16 protein-coding genes are annotated in these 16,797 nt (G+C 63.9%); 7 read left to right on the top strand and 9 right to left on the bottom strand.

Annotated features, from left to right (window positions below):
* Positions 1 to 74 precede the first annotated feature (74 nt).
* The 4 genes from mnmG to hemJ all read right to left on the bottom strand — a co-directional run bounded on the left by mnmG (position 75) and on the right by hemJ (position 6,106).
* Positions 75 to 1,955 (bottom strand): tRNA uridine-5-carboxymethylaminomethyl(34) synthesis enzyme MnmG, encoded by a 1,881-nt coding sequence (gene mnmG / locus I6F31_RS28305; RefSeq protein ID WP_225148204.1) that lies wholly within the window; start codon positions 1,953 to 1,955, stop codon positions 75 to 77.
* A gap of 531 nt (positions 1,956 to 2,486) precedes the next feature.
* Positions 2,487 to 3,842 (bottom strand): tRNA uridine-5-carboxymethylaminomethyl(34) synthesis GTPase MnmE, encoded by a 1,356-nt coding sequence (mnmE, locus tag I6F31_RS28310; RefSeq protein ID WP_225186459.1) that lies wholly within the window; start codon positions 3,840 to 3,842, stop codon positions 2,487 to 2,489.
* Positions 3,843 to 4,149: 307 nt separating this feature from the next.
* Positions 4,150 to 5,415, bottom strand: a complete 1,266-nt coding sequence (rho, locus tag I6F31_RS28315; protein ID WP_008133567.1) for a transcription termination factor Rho — start codon at positions 5,413 to 5,415, stop codon at positions 4,150 to 4,152.
* A gap of 256 nt (positions 5,416 to 5,671) precedes the next feature.
* On the bottom strand, positions 5,672 to 6,106 hold the full coding sequence (hemJ, locus tag I6F31_RS28320) for a protoporphyrinogen oxidase HemJ (RefSeq protein ID WP_036003118.1): 435 nt from the start codon (positions 6,104 to 6,106) through the stop codon (positions 5,672 to 5,674).
* A 461-nt stretch (positions 6,107 to 6,567) separates the two neighbouring features.
* Here hemJ and I6F31_RS28325 point away from each other — a divergent pair, with 461 nt between their 5' ends.
* From I6F31_RS28325 to dnaQ, 4 genes are read left to right on the top strand one after another with little or no spacing between them, the layout of a single operon-like run.
* Positions 6,568 to 7,413 (top strand): pyruvate, water dikinase regulatory protein, encoded by an 846-nt coding sequence (locus I6F31_RS28325; protein WP_036003121.1) that lies wholly within the window; start codon positions 6,568 to 6,570, stop codon positions 7,411 to 7,413.
* A gap of 9 nt (positions 7,414 to 7,422) precedes the next feature.
* Positions 7,423 to 8,031, top strand: a complete 609-nt coding sequence (locus tag I6F31_RS28330) for a Maf family nucleotide pyrophosphatase (protein ID WP_036024366.1) — start codon at positions 7,423 to 7,425, stop codon at positions 8,029 to 8,031.
* A 23-nt stretch (positions 8,032 to 8,054) separates the two neighbouring features.
* Positions 8,055 to 8,654 carry a dephospho-CoA kinase gene (coaE, locus tag I6F31_RS28335; protein WP_225153172.1) on the top strand — a complete coding sequence of 200 codons (600 nt, stop codon included), beginning with the start codon at positions 8,055 to 8,057 and terminating at the stop codon, positions 8,652 to 8,654.
* A 29-nt stretch (positions 8,655 to 8,683) separates the two neighbouring features.
* Entirely contained in the window at positions 8,684 to 9,406 is a 723-nt protein-coding gene (dnaQ, locus tag I6F31_RS28340) for a DNA polymerase III subunit epsilon (protein ID WP_036024295.1), read from the top strand.
* Here the strand turns inward: dnaQ and secB are convergent.
* Positions 9,397 to 9,885 carry a protein-export chaperone SecB gene (secB, locus tag I6F31_RS28345; protein WP_109141965.1) on the bottom strand — a complete coding sequence of 163 codons (489 nt, stop codon included), beginning with the start codon at positions 9,883 to 9,885 and terminating at the stop codon, positions 9,397 to 9,399. The genes dnaQ and secB overlap by 10 nt on opposite strands.
* 397 nt (positions 9,886 to 10,282) lie before the next feature.
* Between secB and I6F31_RS28350 the strand changes: the two genes are divergently transcribed.
* From I6F31_RS28350 to I6F31_RS28360, 3 genes are read left to right on the top strand one after another with little or no spacing between them, the layout of a single operon-like run.
* A complete protein-coding gene (locus I6F31_RS28350; RefSeq protein WP_036044972.1) occupies positions 10,283 to 10,990 on the top strand; it encodes a Tim44/TimA family putative adaptor protein in 708 nt (235 codons plus the stop codon).
* A complete protein-coding gene (locus I6F31_RS28355; protein ID WP_225186460.1) occupies positions 10,968 to 12,500 on the top strand; it encodes an MltA domain-containing protein in 1,533 nt (510 codons plus the stop codon). The genes I6F31_RS28350 and I6F31_RS28355 overlap by 23 nt, the downstream gene beginning before the upstream one ends.
* Positions 12,497 to 13,087 carry a Smr/MutS family protein gene (locus I6F31_RS28360; RefSeq protein WP_036003140.1) on the top strand — a complete coding sequence of 197 codons (591 nt, stop codon included), beginning with the start codon at positions 12,497 to 12,499 and terminating at the stop codon, positions 13,085 to 13,087. The genes I6F31_RS28355 and I6F31_RS28360 overlap by 4 nt, the downstream gene beginning before the upstream one ends.
* Before the next feature lie 69 nt (positions 13,088 to 13,156).
* Here the strand turns inward: I6F31_RS28360 and I6F31_RS28365 are convergent, their stop codons facing one another.
* From I6F31_RS28365 to I6F31_RS28380, 4 genes are read right to left on the bottom strand one after another with little or no spacing between them, the layout of a single operon-like run.
* On the bottom strand, positions 13,157 to 14,281 hold the full coding sequence (locus I6F31_RS28365) for a hypothetical protein (RefSeq protein ID WP_036003142.1): 1,125 nt from the start codon (positions 14,279 to 14,281) through the stop codon (positions 13,157 to 13,159).
* A 28-nt stretch (positions 14,282 to 14,309) separates the two neighbouring features.
* Positions 14,310 to 15,614: an ATP-dependent protease ATPase subunit HslU gene (gene hslU, locus I6F31_RS28370; RefSeq protein WP_036003145.1), complete on the bottom strand. Its 1,305-nt coding sequence runs from the start codon at positions 15,612 to 15,614 to the stop codon at positions 14,310 to 14,312.
* Between the two features lie 49 nt (positions 15,615 to 15,663).
* Complete coding sequence (locus I6F31_RS28375) at positions 15,664 to 16,281, bottom strand: DUF2585 domain-containing protein (protein WP_036003148.1); 618 nt, start codon at positions 16,279 to 16,281, stop codon at positions 15,664 to 15,666.
* Positions 16,278 to 16,760, bottom strand: coding sequence for a GNAT family N-acetyltransferase (locus tag I6F31_RS28380; RefSeq protein ID WP_036003151.1), 483 nt, complete (start codon positions 16,758 to 16,760; stop codon positions 16,278 to 16,280). Before I6F31_RS28380 ends, I6F31_RS28375 begins: the two co-directional genes overlap by 4 nt.
* Positions 16,761 to 16,797 lie beyond the last annotated feature (37 nt).

Below are 16,797 nucleotides of genomic sequence, written 5' to 3' on the forward strand. Positions count from 1 at the left end.
TCCGGGTCTTCGCGATGGCGGTCGATCTCCGCCCGATCCGCGCTGTTTCACGTGAAACGCCTATGCGATTGGCTTTATGCGATTGCTTTGGAAGTCTTCCGTGCCTCGCGGCGGAGATAGGCCGCGAGAATGCCGAGCGCCGCCGGCGTCATCCCGTCGATCCGGCCGGCCTGGCCGACGGTGAACGGTCGTGCCTTCTCCAGCTTGGCGCGCACTTCATTGGAGAGACCGGGCACGAGCTGGTAATCGACATCCGCCAGCACCATGCCCTCGTCGCGCCGGAAGGCTTCGACGTCGGCGCTCTGGCGCTCCAGGTAGACGTCGTACTTGGCGTCGATCTCGAGATGGGTCGCGATGAGGGGATCGATGGCCGACAGCTCAGGCCAGATCGCGCGGACCTGGCTCCAGCCGATCTCCGGATAGGCCATCAGCTCGAACGCCGAGCGGCGTTGGCCGTCCCGGTTCAGCGACAGCCCGTGCTTGATGGCTTCGTTCGGGGTGATGGTCAGGGACTTCGACAACGTCCGGGCAGCGTTCAGGGCGTCCATCTTGGCGCGATGATGCCTGATGCGGGCGCTGCCGACACATCCCAGAGCGATCCCTTTCTCGGTCAGACGCTGGTCGGCATTGTCGGCCCGCAGGGTCAGCCGGTACTCGGCCCTGGAGGTGAACATGCGATAGGGCTCGCTGATCCCGCGGGTTACGAGGTCGTCGATCATCACACCGAGATAGCCGTCGGCACGGTCGAACACGGTGAGCGCGGCACCGCTGGCCGAGAGCGCGGCATTCAGGCCGGCGACGATGCCCTGCCCGGCGGCTTCCTCATATCCGGTGGTGCCATTGATCTGCCCGGCCAGGAAGAGACCACGCAGACGCTTGGTCTGGAGGGTCGGATCGAGCTCGCGGGGATCGATGTGGTCGTATTCGATGGCGTAGCCGGGACGGACCATCCTCACCCGCTCCAGGCCGGGGATGCTGGCGAGGATCGCGAGCTGGACCTCTTCGGGAAGCGAGGTCGAGATGCCGTTGGGATAGACGGTCGTGTCGTCGAGCCCTTCCGGCTCCAGAAAGATCTGGTGACCGTCGCGGTCGCCGAAGCGGACGATCTTGTCCTCGATCGAGGGGCAATAGCGCGGTCCGGAGCTCTTGATCTGGCCGGAGTACATCGGAGAGCGATGGACATTGGCCCGGATCACCTCATGGGTCGCGACCGTGGTCCGGGTGATCCCGCACTGGATCTGCGGCGTCGTGATCCGCTCGGTCATCACCGAGAACGGCTCCGGCGGCTCGTCGCCGGGCTGCATCTCGACTGCGGACCAGTCGATGGTAGTGCCGTCGAGACGCGGCGGCGTCCCGGTCTTGAGGCGTCCGAGGGTAAAGCCGGCACGCTCGAAGGAGCTGGAAAGGCCCATTGCAGGTGCCTCGCCGACGCGGCCGGCGGGCCAGTTCTTCTCACCGAGATGGATGAGACCGCGAAGGAAAGTGCCGGTGGTGACGACAACGGCCCCTGCCCGGAGCTCCCGGCCGTCGGCAAGACGCAGTCCCGTCACCCTGCTATCGGTCACGACTAGCTCGTCGGCTTCGCCCTCGATGACGGAAAGGCCTTCGGTCTGGCGGATCGCCGCCTGCATCGCCGCCGCATAGAGTTTTCGGTCGGCCTGGGCTCGGGGTCCACGTACAGCAGGACCTTTCCGGCGATTGAGAACGCGAAACTGGATGCCGCCGGCATCGCTCACACGGCCCATCAGGCCGTCGAGCGCATCGACCTCGCGGACCAGATGCCCTTTGCCGAGCCCGCCGATGGCGGGATTGCAGGACATCGCGCCAACGGTCGAGAAACGGTGCGTTACCAGAGCGGTCGTCGCACCCATCCGGGCAGACGCAGCCGCGGCCTCACAGCCGGCGTGGCCGCCGCCGATGATGATGACGTCGAAGCTCTCTCGCTCTGTTCGCATGGACGGACTTCTAGCTTAGCGGCGAGAAAGCCGGAAGTAGAAACTCTGCGGGCCGTGTTTCACGTGAAACAAGCGCGGGCCCAGGGCGGCAGCACTTTCGCGAAAACAACCCCATGCACAGTAGGAGGGGCATTGAGCCACATCGCGTTTCACGTGAAACGGAACGGGGCCTAATTCCACGACCATCGAACACAACCCCCGATACGTCCCATTGTCTCTTTGGCGGAGCTGCCAGTCGAACGCGGGGCAACCGCGTCATACTCCGTCATTGCGAGCGCAGCGAAGCAATCCAGAGTCTCGCGGCGGAGACAGTCTGGATTGCTTCGTCGCAAGGGCTCCTCGCAATGACCAGACTCGAAGCACGGCCGTCGCCTCGGCGCTCTCGCTGTAGATGGGAACGGCCGACCGACACGGGCCCCCGGCGCTGTTTCACGTGAAACGACCAGAAACCACCGTGCGGAACCGGAACCCCCGTTTCACGTGAAACAGAAGAAATGGAACAAGGGCCAGTTCTACAATGAAGAACTAGCGCTACTTTCCGATGCAGAACTTCTGGAAGATGGCCCCAAGGACGTCCTCGACGTCTACCCGGCCCAAGAGCCGGCCCAAGGCATAGGCGGCCGCCCGCAGCTCTTCGGCCGCGAGCTCCTCACCGTGTTCTACAAGGTCCAGACTCCGGCGCAAGCTGGCTGAGGCCCGGCTCAACAATTCGCGCTGGCGCGCCCGGGTCACCATGGCGCCCTCGGTGGTTCCGAAGAACTCCGAAGCGAATTTCACCAGGGCCTCGACCAGCTCAGGCATGCCGTCGCCCCGGCTTGCCGAGATCCCGAACTCGCTCGGCCTGGCTCCTTCGCCACCGCCGAGATCGATCTTGTTGCGCACGATCCAGACCGAGCCGCCGGGCGAAGCAGCGCCGGCCGCCGATGTCCAGCGCGAGCGCGTTGTATCAGGATCGACGGCTTGTCCGCCCTCCACCAGCCACAGCACCAGGTCGGCGTCCTCGGCGCGCGCGCGGGCGCGGCGCACGCCTTCCTGCTCGACCGGATCGTCGGTCTCGCGGATGCCAGCGGTGTCGATGACCGTGACGGGATAGCCGTCGAGGTCGAGCTGCACCTCGATGACGTCGCGCGTCGTGCCGGCATGCGGCGAGACGATCGCGACCTCGCGGCGCGCGAGCTGGTTGATCAGCGTCGACTTGCCAACATTCGGCTCGCCGGCGATGGCAACGACAAGGCCCTCGCGCAGCCGTTCAGAATGCCCCTGTGCCGCAAGCACTTTCGCGATTTCATCGTGAAGCGCTCTGATCGCTTTCACCGCCGGCGCCCGCAGCTCCGCCGGCACGTCGCCTTCATCGGAAAAATCGATGCCGGCCTCGATCAGCGCGGAGGCCTCGATGATGCGCTCGCGCCATTCGCGCGCGCGGTCGCCAAGCAGGCCCTGGAATTGGCGCAGCGCTTGGCGGCGCTGGCGGTCGGTGTCGGCGTGAATGAGGTCGTCGAGCCCCTCGGCCTCGGTCAGGTCGAGCTTGCCATTCTCGAAGGCGCGGCGCGTGAACTCGCCGGGGTCGGCCGCACGCGTATTCGGGATATCGGAAATTGCAGCGAAGAGCGCCGCGAGCACCGCCCGGCCGCCATGAACGTGAAACTCGGCAACATCCTCGCCGGTGGCGCTGGCCGGTCCTGGAAACCAGAGCACGACCGCATCGTCGATCGGCTGGCCCGCCCCGTCCCGGAGTAGCCGACGGCTCGCTTGTCGCGGCGCCGGCAGCCGGCCCGCAAGCGCCGTCAGCGCGGCGCCGGCTTGCGAGCCGGAGACGCGGACCACGGCGATCGCGCTGGGCGCCCGCCCGGATGACAGCGCGAAAATGGTCTGGTCTCGCGGATGCATAGCCTATTTGTCCGGCTGCGGCCGAAAACGCAAACGTCCGTTTCTCGCGATCGAGAGCACCGGATTTGCTGCACCAGGTTCTGCAGCAAATCGATTTTGCACCGCAATATAACCGCAGCATTGTGCTGCAGTTGGCCTGATCGCAGGAGGAGGCCGACTAGGATTTCAAGAATTACTTTTCAATATCAACAGTTTAGTGAGAAACCTAGGTCGAGCACCGGCTGCCGCTCATGCTGCACCTTCGCTGCAGCAAAACCGCAACAAAAAGGGCGCCCGAAGGCGCCCGGAAGTCTTTATTGCAGTGCACTCAGGTGTTCATGGAGTCGAAGAACTCCGAATTGCTCTTGGTCGAGCGCAGCTTGTCGAGCAGGAAGTCGATCGCGTCCATCGTCCCCATCGGATTGAGGATGCGGCGGAGCACGTACATCTTCTTGAGCACCTGCGGATCGGTGATGAGTTCCTCCTTGCGGGTGCCGGAGCGCGAGATATCGATCGCCGGGAAGGTGCGCTTGTCCGAGACCTTGCGGTCCAGGATTAGCTCCGAATTACCGGTGCCCTTGAACTCTTCGAAGATGACTTCGTCCATGCGGCTGCCGGTATCGACCAGCGCGGTCGCGATGATGGTCAGGGAGCCGCCCTCCTCAATGTTGCGGGCCGCGCCGAAGAAGCGCTTCGGACGCTGCAGCGCGTTGGCGTCGACACCGCCGGTCAGCACCTTGCCGGATGACGGCACCACGGTGTTGTAGGCGCGGCCGAGGCGCGTGATCGAATCGAGCAGGATCACGACGTCGCGACCGTGCTCGACCAGGCGTTTTGCCTTCTCGATCACCATCTCGGCGACCTGGACGTGGCGCACCGCCGGCTCGTCGAAGGTCGAGGACACGACCTCGCCCTTCACCGAGCGCTGCATGTCCGTGACTTCTTCCGGACGCTCGTCGATCAAGAGCACGATCAAATAGCATTCGGGGTGATTGTGCGTGATCGAATGCGCGATGTTCTGCATCAGCACGGTTTTACCGGTACGCGGCGGTGCCACGATCAAGGCGCGCTGGCCCTTGCCGATGGGCGCGACGATGTCGATCACGCGTGCAGACAGGTCTTTCCGCGTGGGATCGTCGATCTCCATGCGGAAACGCTGATTCGGAAACAGCGGCGTGAGGTTGTCGAAATTGACCTTGTGCTTGGCCTTTTCCGGATCCTCGAAATTGAGCGTGTTGACCTTCAGCAGCGCGAAGTAGCGCTCGCCCTCTTTCGGGCTGCGGATGTGACCTTCGATGGTGTCGCCGGTGCGCAGGCCGAAACGGCGGATCTGCGAGGGCGACACGTAGATGTCGTCAGGACCCGGCAGATAATTCGCGTCGGGCGAGCGGAGAAAGCCGAAGCCGTCGGAGAGAACTTCGACGACGCCCTGGCCGACAATATCGGTCTCGGCGAGCGCCAGCTGCTTGAGGATGGCGAACAGCAGCTCCTGCTTGCGCATGGTGCTGGCATTTTCGACCCCATTCTCCTCCGCGAACGAGACGAGCTCGGCCGGCGTTTTGGACTTGAGGTCTTCGAGTTTGATTTCCCGCATTGGGGTGGTCCTGTGGGGTAACCTGAAAAGAAGGGGGTGCGAGGAGGCTCTGAAATGCGGACGCGAGCAGGTGCAGGTAAGGTCCGCAGGTCTGGCAAGGTGAACGCCGGTGAGGCTTCAATCCTGATGCGGGGTCCGGCCTCTGGAAGGCTCGGACACAACCACATCCGCCTGCGTTGGGTGGGATATCGATAATATAGAAAATCGCCTAGCGCTCCGCAAGCCGAAGCGCTGAGCGAATCGTCGCGCAGTTTGCCTAGAACGGCTTCACGATCACCATGATAACGATGAAAATCATCAGGACGGTCGGCACCTCGTTGATAATCCGATAGAATTTCTGGCTTCGCGGGCGGCGATCGGCGGCGAAATCCTTGACCCAGCGTGAAAAATAGCCGTGGACCGCCGAGAGCACCAGGACCAGTGCCAGTTTGACGTGCAGCCAGCCGAACGAGAACCAATGGCCGGACCAGGCGAGATAGAGCCCGGCGAGCCAGGTGACCATCATCGCGGGGTTGATGATCGCCTTGAGCAGCCGGCGTTCCATCACCTTGAACGTCTCCGACTGCTTCGAGCCGATTTCGGCCTCGCAGTGATAGACGAACAGCCGCGGCAGGTAGAGCATGCCGGCCATCCAGGAGATGACGGCGATCACGTGCAGCGCCTTGATCCAGAGATAGACGTCTTCGAACATTTTCGGGGGTCCGGCTTGCTGCCCAGCGCGGGGAACGCTGGGGATAGTAAGAACCCGTTAAGGTCTTACCCCGCACACATATCCCTCTGTAGCGCCTTCCTCAAATCTAGAATCTTAGATTCTTAAGGTTTGAGTCTATGTGACCGTGGATTGGACTCACGCAATTCCGTCCGCGCGTTCACGCGCGCTTGTTCACATCCATCCACATATTCCGGACAGCCTTTGTCGACTTCCGATAAGTCAGCCGGCTTCAAAGGCTTGCGCGATTGTATCGGCAGCTTATCAAGGGACTTGTCCGCGCAATCCCGCTTCCCTCTCGGCGGGGCGTCGGATTTGTCCTGACCGGCAGCGGTGTGAAGAAAATCACGCCTTGTCCCGCCCCTGGTGTCGCACATCCCTTTCCGAGAGGTTAAGCTCCACAGAAATCCACAAACCGCCCCAACGAAATTCAAAGGGTTTTTGTGCCGACCTCGAACAATTATTTCCATCTCCACCTGGTCTCGGACTCCACGGGTGAGACGCTCATCACCGTGGCGCGCGCGGTCGCGGCCCAATACGCCAACGTGACGCCGGTCGAGCACGTCTATCCGCTGGTGCGCAGCCAGAAGCAGCTCGACCGCGTGCTTGATGAGATCGAGGAAGCGCCAGGGATCGTGCTGTTCACGCTGCTCGAGAAGGATCTGGTCGCCAGACTCGAGGATAAGTGCAAGCAGATCAATGTTCCGAGCCTGTCGATCATCGGACCGGTGATGCAGCTGTTCGAGGCCTATCTGGGAGCAGCGACCACCGGCCGTGTCGGCGCCCAGCACGTGCTCAACGCGGAATATTTCAAGCGCATCGATGCCTTGAACTACACGATGATCCATGACGACGGTCAGCATGTCGAAGGTCTCGACGAGGCCGACGTGGTACTGGTCGGGGTGTCCCGGACATCGAAGACGCCGACATCGATCTATCTCGCCAATCGCGGCATTCGCACCGCCAACGTGCCGCTGGTGCCGGGCATTCCGGTGCCCCCGCAATTGGAGACGCTGACGCGGCCGCTGGTGGTCAGCCTGCACGCGACGCCGGAACGCCTGATTCAGATCCGGCAGAACCGCCTGCTGTCCATGGGCGCCGAGTCCAGCAGCGGTAGCGATACCTACACCGACAAGCAGTCGGTCACGGAGGAGGTCGCGTTCGCGCGCAAGCTGAGCGCCAAGCATGACTGGCCGCTGCTGGACGTCACGCGCCGCTCCATCGAGGAAACCGCGGCGGCGATCATGAAGCTGTATAGCGATCGCCAGCGCAACCGGCCGTCCGAGTAAGTGTCGCCGATGAGTCTGTGGCGCGGCAAAAGTCCGTTGATCCTGGCCTCGCAAAGCAGCGCGCGCAAAATGCTGCTGGCCAATGCCGGGCTCGAATTCGAAGCCGTCACCGCTGATATCGACGAGCGTGGCATCCAGGCCGCGTCAAAGCTCTCCAACCCGCGCGAGATCGCCCTGCTGTTGGCCCGCGAAAAGGCCAAGGCTGTTTCTGCCTGTTATCCCGGACATTATGTGATCGGCGCCGACCAGACGCTGGCGCTCGGGAGCCGTCTCTTCAACAAGCCGGCAGGCCGCACCCAGGCGCTGGCGCAATTGCGCGATCTCGCCGGTCAGACGCACGAGCTGAATTCCGCCGTCGCCGTGGCGCAGGATGGCAGGATCCTCTTCGAGGACGTTTCCGTGGCGCGCATGACCATGCGGGGAATGAGCGAAGCCGATCTTTCAGCCTATCTCGACGCCGCGGGCGACGCTGTGACCAGAAGCGTCGGCGCCTATCAGCTCGAGGGCCTCGGCATCCATCTGTTCGAGCGCATCGAGGGCGACCATTTCACCATTCTCGGCCTGCCGCTGCTGCCGCTGCTTGCGTATCTGCGCAGCGAGCAGCTAATTGCGGTGTAGATGCGAGAGAAGGCTGGGTGCTGATGCGAATTCTCGGACTGACCGGCTCGATCGGGATGGGCAAATCCACCACCGCGACATTGTTCGCGGAGGCCGGCGTCCCCGTCTACGACGCCGATGCCGCCGTGCATCAGCTCTATGAGGGCGAGGCCGCCCCCGCGATCGAGGCGGCCTTCCCCGGCACCACCGCGAATGGCAAGGTCGACCGGCAAAAGCTGTCGGCGCGTGTCGTGCACGATCCCGCCGCGATCAAGCAGCTCGAGCAGATCGTTCATCCCATGCTCGGCGCTTCCCGGCAGAAATTCTTTGCCGACGCCGAGGCCGCCAAGGCGCCGGTCGTGGTGCTGGACATCCCGCTGCTGTTCGAGACCGGCGGCGAGAAGCGGGTCGATGCCGTGGTCGTGGTCTCGACCTCGCCCGAGCTGCAGCGCGAGCGGGTGCTGGCGCGCGGCACGATGGACGAGGCCAAGCTCGATGCCATCATCGCCAAGCAGATGCCGGATGCCGAGAAGCGCAAGCGGGCCGATTTCGTAGTGGATACCTCACACGGACTTGACCCCGTGCGGGCCCAAATCGCGCACATCCTGGCCGAGGTCGTTAAGATGCCGCAGCGGCGGACCTGATTCGCCGCCTCACACGGCTTCCAAGAGACATGCGCGAAATCGTCCTCGACACCGAAACCACCGGCCTCGATCCGCTGCGCGGCGATCGGTTGGTCGAGATCGGCTGCGTCGAGATCTTCAATCGCATGCCGACCGGACAGACGTATCACGTCTACATCAACCCCGAGCGGGACATGCCGGCGGAAGCGTTTGCGGTACACGGATTGTCGTCCGAATTCCTGGCGACCAAGCCGTTGTTCCACGAGGTCGCCGACGACTTTCTCGCCTTCATCGGCGACGCCCCGCTGGTGATCCACAACGCCTCGTTCGACATCGGCTTCATCAACGCCGAGCTCGACCGCATCAAGCGCGCTGCGATCCCGCGCGAGCGCCTGGTCGATACGCTGCTGCTGGCGCGTCGCAAGCATCCCGGCGTGTCCAACCGGCTCGACGATCTCTGCTCGCGCTATTCGATCGACAATTCACACCGTACCAAGCACGGCGCGCTGCTGGACGCCGAGCTGCTCGCCGAGGTCTATGTCGATCTGGTTGGAGCGCGGCAGTCGCAGCTGCTGCTGGCCTCGGACGCCGAGGAGATCAGGGTCAATAGCGCCGGCGATGCGCCGCGGCGGCAACGCCCGGTGCCGCTCGCGCCGCGGATTTCCGAAGCCGAGCGCGAGGCCCATCGGGCCTTCATCGCAACGCTCGGCGACAAGGCGATCTGGAACGAGTACCTGCCCGCTCCAGTCGCGCTGGCGGCGGCTCAGGCCTGACCGGCCTGTCCGCCCTGAGCGGCCATTTGCCGCTCCATGTTCTGGCGGTAGAGACCGACGAAGTCGACCGGATCCAGCATCAGCGGCGGGAACCCGCCATCGCGCACCGCCGTCGCAATGATCTCGCGTGCGAACGGGAACAACAGGCGCGGGCACTCGATCATGACCAGCGGGTGCAGGTTCTCCTTGGGCACGTTGACGATCCGGAACACGCCGGCATAGGCGAGCTCGAACGAGAACATCACTTTACCGGCGGTCTCGGCTTTGCCCTCGACCGACAACGTCACCTCGAATTCCTGTTCATTGAGATTGTTGGCGTTGACGTTGATCTGGATGTTGATCTGCGGCGGCTGGCTCTGCGGCTGCAGCGAGCTCGGCGCGTTGGGATTTTCGAACGAGAGGTCCTTGGTGTATTGCGCCAGCACATTGAGCTGGGGAGCCTGGGCCGCCTCGGGAGGGGTACCGTTACCGTTGGTCATGAAAGTGTCTCCTTACCCGATTGGGGCTGAATTTCGCGGCGGTTGGCTAACATAGGGCCGGCTCGTTCCACAAGGACGAACGGTCCCGGACCGGGAATTCGGGCCGCAATCGCGCCTTTGACGTTCCTCCTGCCTTTTCCGCGAAATTTCGCCTTAAACGATTGAAGATGCGCCATTTCCGGGCAGGATCGGGTTTCCCCTTAAGCATAAAACGCGCTACACTTGGCGCTGTGCCAAAAGGCGCCATTGGCCGGGCCAGATTTCGTGCCTACATCCCACGGACCTGACGTGGACCCAAAATGGTGATGTAGACTTGCCGTTTCCGTAAGGAACGGTCTACTGGCCGGATTGATTTTCCCGGCAACGAGCCCTGCAAAGACCAGAAAGCGAATAAGACGTGGACATCTACACCATCATATTCCTGGCGCTGGCCGTCTTCATCTTCTTGCGGCTGCGTAGCGTGCTGGGGCAGCGCACCGGCAACGAGCGGCCGCCGTTCGATCGCACCGCCGCCCGCAACGCGCTCGGAGGCGCCCAGGACAACAACGTCGTGACCATGCCGGGCAAGGTGATCGACCAGGCCCCGCTGGCGCCGACGGCCGAGCCGACCGCGCCGGCCGATCGCTGGAAGGGGCTGACCGAGCCGGGCACGCCGCTGGCGCAGGGTCTCGATGCTATCGTCGAGAAGGATTCCAGCTTCGACCCGCGCCATTTCCTCTCGGGCGCGCGCGGCGCCTACGAGATGATCGTGCTGGCCTTCGCCAATGGCGACCGCCGCGCGCTGCGCGATCTGTTGTCGTCGGACGTCTATGACAGCTTCGACGCCGCGATCAAGGAACGCGAGAAGAACGAGCAGAAGACCGAGACGCGGTTCGTGTCGATCGACAAGGCCGAGCTCGTCGGCGCCGAGTTGCGCGATCGCAGTGCGCAGCTCACCGTGCGCTTCGTCTCGCAGATGATCTCGGCCACCCGCGACAAGGCCGGCAACATCGTCGACGGCAGCGCCGACACGGTCGCCGATATCACCGATATCTGGACTTTCGCCCGCGACACCTCCTCTCGCGATCCGAACTGGAAGCTGGTTGGCACCGGAAGCGCGAATTAAGATCTTCCTGAAGAACGGCGCGACGGCGCTTTGCGCAGCCGCCGTCGCGCTGTCGTCGTTTTCGCTCGGTGCCGAGGCGGCGCGGCGTCACCATCGCAGCCACCACCATCTGCCGCGAACGCCTGCCGCTCCGCCGCGGGCCTTGCCCTATCCGCAGCTCACCCTGCCGTTCGAAATTCCCGGCGCGCAATATCTGCCGCTGGCCTGGGCGGACGTGAAGGGGTGGGGCGACGACAATCATCTCGCCGCGTACAAGACCTTTCGCGCCAGCTGCAAGCCGATCAATGCGCAGAACGGCGAAGCCAAGGCCGAGCCCAAAGCTTTGGGCACATCGCTGGGTGAGCCCTGCCGCGTCGCTAAAACGCTCGATCTCGCCGACGACGGCAAAGCGAAGACCTTCTTCGAGGAGAATTTCACGCCGCTGCGGATCTCGCGGCTCGGCGAGCCCGAAGGCTTCGTCACCGGCTATTACGAGCCGGTGCTGGAGGGGTCTCGCACGCAGTCCGATGTCTACAACGTGCCGGTCTATCGCCGTCCCTCGAACTTGTTTGTGCGCGGCTACAAGCAGGATGCGCTCAGCCTGCCCAACAAGGGCCCGGTCTATCGCAAGATCGGCCGCCGCAAGCTGGTGCCCTATTACGACCGCGGCGAGATCGAGGACGGCAAGATCGCCGGCCGGGGGCTCGAGATCGCCTGGCTGAAGGATCCGACCGATCTGTTGTTCGCGCAGATCCAGGGCTCGGCCCGCATCAAGTTCGACGACGGCAGCTCGGTTCGACTCAATTACGACGCCTATAACGGCTATCCCTACACGGCGGTCGGTCGCATCCTGATCGAGCGCGGCATCATCCCGAGAGAGGAGATGTCGATGCAGAAGATCAGGGAGTGGATGGCGCAGAACCCCGACGGCGCCAAGGAGCTGCGCCGCGCGAACCGCGCCTACATCTTCTTCCGCGAGGTCAACCTCTCCGACAAGGAGGAGGCAGTCGGCGCGCAAGGCATTCCCTTGACCGCGGGGCGCTCCATCGCCGTCGACAAATCGCTGCATGTCTACGGCACGCCGTTCTTCATCGAGGGCGAGCTTCCGATCGAGTCAGAACGCGCCAAGACGCCGTTCCGCCGGCTGATGATCGCGCAGGACACCGGCTCTGCCATCATCGGGCCAGCACGGGCCGATCTGTTTTTCGGCGCCGGCGCGGATGCCGGCCGTGTCTCCGGCCGGCTGCGCCACCCCATGCAATTCGTGATGCTGGTGCCGAAGAGCCTCGATCCCGCCCCGCGCGCCGCGAAGCTGCCAATCCCGGACCCAAGGCCCGCCGAGAAGATCGCAAAGCTGTTTCCGCAGACCGATCCGGCAAAGACCGGCACGCCCGTCGCCGCGGCGGCGCAAGGCAAGACCGAAACAGTCGCCGTCGCCGGCCCGGTTCCGCTGCCGGTGCCGCGTCCCGCGATCGAGCCTGCCCCTGAGCCGCGCCGTCCGGCAAAGAATCGTCCTCATCGCCCGCAATGAAACGGCCGTCCCGTCCGCCCGTGCTGGAGCCTCGCCCCTCGCCGCGCCGTCGCGCGCTGAGCGAGGAGGAGCGCGAGCTGTGGGATCTCGTCGCAAAGCATGTCAAGCCGCTGCGGAAGCATCGCGCGGCCAAGGCGCATGCTACCCCGCGCGCCGAATCTTCGCCCGGGTCCCAGGTGACGAGGACTTCGCCACCGTCAAGGCCGGTTGCCGCTGCACCGGCGCCGCGCGCTGCAAAGCCGTCGATTCCGCCGCTAGCGCCGCTCGGCAAGCGCGAGCGAACCAAGCTGTCGCGCGGCCGCAGCGAGATCGAGGCACGGCTCGATCTGCACGGCATGACCCAGATGCGCGCCCATCGCGCGCTGGCCGGCTTCCTGCACCGCGCCCATCAGGACGGCCTCACCTTCGTGCTCGTCATCACCGGCAAGGGACGCAGTGGCGGCGAAAGCGGCGTGCTCCGCCGCCAAGTGCCGGAATGGCTCAGCCTGCCGGAATTCCGCGCCTTCGTGGTCGGCTTCGAGGAAGCCGCGATCGGCCACGGCGGCGAGGGGGCGCTGTATGTGCGGATCAGGCGGGCGAGAGGGTAATGGCACTACATCTCTCCCACAAAGCTTGCGGGAGAGGGAGCGCACCTCCGATGCCGCCTAAGCAGAGCGCTAAAACGGCCGGATGATTCCGACGCGCGGGATCAGCGTGAGGATCAAACCGAAGATATTTGTCTTCCGATCCTCCGCCGGGATCAGCGCTGTCTCCCGTGCGGCCGGAAGCACCTTCACCGCGTGAAGGATCAGGAACATGCAGACCGCCCAGTTCGAGATCCAGCGTGAATAGTCGAACACCATCGCGAACATCACGAGATAGGCGACACTGATGCCGACCAGTGCTGCGATGACGAGCCGCTTGTGCAGATCGCTGGCGAGCGCGCCGATCAGGCTGGCAAAGAAGCGCCACAGCGGCGCGTGCAGCCAGATCAGAGCTGCGAACACGGGCACGCCGAGGATGTTGTGCGGCAGGCGGCCCCAGGTGTCGGCAACCTCCTTCGCCAGCGGCTGGTACCAGATGTAGGCGAATTGCAAGAGGTCGATGCGCGCAGGATCGGCCATCCGGCTTTTGAGATAGGCGACGAAGTCCGCTTCGGGGACCGGCATCGTTCCCAGAAACTGCGCGGCGAAGAACAGCGCGGAGACAATGGCGAGAGCGACCCCGCCGAAGACAACATTGCTGCGGTCACAACCGTAAGCAAGGTAATGCCGGATCACGACGATGGTGATGATCGTCGGCACGTACATCAAGAGATGAATGTGGTGGATCAGCACGAGAACGATCGAGAACAGCGCAGCCATGGCCACGAAGACCAGCGAGCCCGCCGGCATCAGCAGCAGGATGATCGCCAGCGCGCAGCCATAGATGTCGAAATGGCCGAGCGTGTGCATGAAGTTCTTGAGGAAGAACGGCGAGCCCGCGGTGAAGACGAACAGCGGCAGCGTTCTCGCCGAAAAACCGAACGTCTTCTGGAACAGCCTGGCATAGAGGCCCAGCGTTGCAAGCCACGTCGCCCCGCCCAGCGCGAACACCAGCCATACCGGCACCTTGTCGGTGAACAGCGCGACGATTGCCCCGATCAGCGCGCGCTTGATGAAGCCGAAATGATAGTCGACCAGGAGATGGATGTAGGGGACGTAGGGCGGCAGCTGGATCTTGTGAATGAGCACGCCGACGATGACCGCCGCGTTGATCGCGAGCAGGAGCCGCCAGGGATTTTGCAGGATGCGTACGGTCACGCCGCATCAATAGCGTGACCGCTCCGAATCACAAAATGAAGCGGCTCAGATCCGCATTCTTGGCGAGGTCGCCGATGTGCTTTTGCACGTAATCCGCATCGAGCCGGACCGTCTCGCCGTTGCGGTCGGGGGCGGTGAAGGAGATCTCGTCCAGCACCCGCTCCATCACGGTCTGCAGCCGCCGGGCGCCGATGTTCTCGACCGTTGAATTGACGGCAACCGCAATGTCGGCCAGCGCATCGATGGCGCTGTCGGTGATGTCGAGTGTCACGCCTTCGGTCTGCATCAGGGCGACATATTGCTTGATCAGCGAGGCCTCGGGCTCGGTCAGGATGCGGCGCATGTCGTCACGGGTCAGAGCCTGCAATTCGACCCGGATCGGCAGGCGGCCCTGCAATTCCGGCAACAGGTCGGACGGCTTGGCGACATGGAAGGCGCCGGAGGCGATGAAGAGGATGTGGTCGGTCTTGACCGCGCCGTGCTTGGTCGAGACCGTGGTGCCCTCGATCAGCGGCAGGAGATCGCGCTGGACGCCCTCGCGCGAGACGTCGCCGCCGACGCGGCCGTCGCGGGCGCAGATCTTGTCGATCTCGTCCAGGAACACGATGCCGTTGTTCTCAACCGCGCTGATCGCCTCCAGCGTCAGCTGCTCGGTGTCCAAGAGCTTGTCGGATTCCTCGTTGACGAGGATCTCGTGCGAGCTCTCCACTGTCAGACGGCGAGTCTTGCTGCGGCCGCCGAGCTTGCCAAAGATGTCGCCGAGCGAGATCGCGCCCATCTGAGCGCCCGGCATGCCCGGGATCTCGAACATCGGCATGCCGCCGCCCGACGACTGCGTCTCGATCTCGATTTCCTTGTCGTTCAGTTCGCCGGCGCGCAGTTTCTTGCGGAAGGATTCCCGTGTCGCCGAGCTCGCATTGGCGCCGACCAGCGCATCCAGCACGCGCTCCTCGGCGGCAAGCTGGGCGCGCGCCTGCACGTCCTTGCGCTTTCGCTCGCGCACCTGCGCGATTGCGACCTCGACGAGATCGCGGATGATCTGCTCGACGTCGCGGCCGACATAGCCGACCTCGGTGAACTTGGTCGCTTCGACCTTCAGGAACGGCGCATTCGCGAGCTTGGCGAGCCGCCGCGCGATTTCCGTCTTGCCGACGCCGGTGGGGCCGATCATCAGGATGTTCTTCGGCAGCACCTCCTCGCGCAAGGAGCCGGTGAGCTGCTGCCGGCGCCAGCGGTTGCGCAGCGCGATCGATACGGCGCGCTTGGCGTCGCCCTGGCCGACGATGAAACGGTCGAGTTCGGAAACGATTTCGCGGGGGGAGAAGTCTGTCATGTCTGATTAGCTAGGGCGGGAGACGGCCAAGGACAAGCCGCATTTTGGCTCAGATGATCGGCGGGCCGGATTGCCATTGCTTCACGGCCTCGATCGGATGGATCAGCATCAGGATATTGAGCGTCAGATTGTCGCGAATGTGGAGCGCCAGCACGATCTCGAAGGCGATGCCCAGCAGCACGGTCGTGGTGACAGGCAGCGCGCGTGCGGCCAGGAACCCCAAGATCATGGCCAGATTGTCCGAGACCGAATTGAGGATGCTGTCGCCGTAATAATCCAGCGAGATCGTGCCGGCGCGGTAGCGCTCGATGATGAAGGGCGAGTTCTCGACGATCTCCCAGGCGCCTTCGATCAGCATGGCGATGATCAGCCGTGCGGGCCAGGAGAGAGGCAGCAAGGGTAACCGCGCAAACAAAAGCCAAGTCAGGCCGTAGAACAGGAAGCCGTGCAGGACGTGTGAGAACGTGTACCAGTCTGCAATCTGCTGAGAATTCTCCGAGCTGTTCACCACGCCGTGCCACAGCTTGATGGTGCCGCAGGCGCAGATCGGCACCCGCCCCATCGCCAGCAGGATCGCGGCCTGCAGCGCCAGCAGCAACAGCGCGATGCCGGCCCAGGCGAGCGGCGGGAAGGTGGTCTTGGCGGCGGGAGTTGCGGCGAGCGTCATGTGTCTCGGATCATCAGGAGTGCGGGACCGTCGGGCGTGACGATCTCGTGCTGCGGCACGAAGCCAGCTTTCTCATAGGCACGAATCGCGCGCGCATTGGAAGGACTCGGGTCTATCACGATGCGCGGCACACCGCGCGCGAAGAGCTGGTCGATGAAGGCGCGGATGAAAGCGGAGCCGTGGCCGCATCCGAGCATGTCAGCCTCGCCGATGAACTGATCGAGGCCGCGAGTGCCCCCGGGCTGCGGGCCGAAGCTGACATGCCAATCGCCGAGCCGGTAGCACTGCAGGTAGGCGAAAGGCCGGCCGTCAAGGCTGACGATGAACTGCGCCAGGTCGGGATGATCGAGGTCGCCGCCGACGAATTCCAGCGTCTCCGGATCATGCCACCACTCGGCGACATGCGGTGCGGCGAGCCAGCGCCGGATCAGCGGCATGTCGGCCGCGGTCATGGGGCGGAAGGTGTAGCTTTGCGTCATCTAGCGCCCACAGCGGTGCTGCTCTCCCTCTCCCGCT

The sequence above is a fragment of the Bradyrhizobium sp. NBAIM01 genome, from assembly GCF_020194115.1.
Taxonomy (GTDB): Bacteria; Pseudomonadota; Alphaproteobacteria; order Rhizobiales; family Xanthobacteraceae; genus Bradyrhizobium; species Bradyrhizobium yuanmingense.

What these genes read in the sequence shown, in the direction of transcription:
- mnmG (WP_225148204.1), bottom strand. Translation starts at nt 1,955, where the DNA reads ATGCGAACAGAGCGAGAGAGCTTCGACGTCATCATCATCGGCGGCGGC.
- mnmE (WP_225186459.1), bottom strand. Translation starts at nt 3,842, where the DNA reads ATGCATCCGCGAGACCAGACCATTTTCGCGCTGTCATCCGGGCGGGCG.
- rho (WP_008133567.1), bottom strand. Translation starts at nt 5,415, where the DNA reads ATGCGGGAAATCAAACTCGAAGACCTCAAGTCCAAAACGCCGGCCGAG.
- hemJ (WP_036003118.1), bottom strand. Translation starts at nt 6,106, where the DNA reads ATGTTCGAAGACGTCTATCTCTGGATCAAGGCGCTGCACGTGATCGCC.
- I6F31_RS28330 (WP_036024366.1), top strand. Translation starts at nt 7,423, where the DNA reads ATGAGTCTGTGGCGCGGCAAAAGTCCGTTGATCCTGGCCTCGCAAAGC.
- coaE (WP_225153172.1), top strand. Translation starts at nt 8,055, where the DNA reads ATGCGAATTCTCGGACTGACCGGCTCGATCGGGATGGGCAAATCCACC.
- dnaQ (WP_036024295.1), top strand. Translation starts at nt 8,684, where the DNA reads ATGCGCGAAATCGTCCTCGACACCGAAACCACCGGCCTCGATCCGCTG.
- secB (WP_109141965.1), bottom strand. Translation starts at nt 9,885, where the DNA reads ATGACCAACGGTAACGGTACCCCTCCCGAGGCGGCCCAGGCTCCCCAG.
- I6F31_RS28360 (WP_036003140.1), top strand. Translation starts at nt 12,497, where the DNA reads ATGAAACGGCCGTCCCGTCCGCCCGTGCTGGAGCCTCGCCCCTCGCCG.
- hslU (WP_036003145.1), bottom strand. Translation starts at nt 15,614, where the DNA reads ATGACAGACTTCTCCCCCCGCGAAATCGTTTCCGAACTCGACCGTTTC.
- I6F31_RS28375 (WP_036003148.1), bottom strand. Translation starts at nt 16,281, where the DNA reads ATGACGCTCGCCGCAACTCCCGCCGCCAAGACCACCTTCCCGCCGCTC.
- I6F31_RS28380 (WP_036003151.1), bottom strand. Translation starts at nt 16,760, where the DNA reads ATGACGCAAAGCTACACCTTCCGCCCCATGACCGCGGCCGACATGCCG.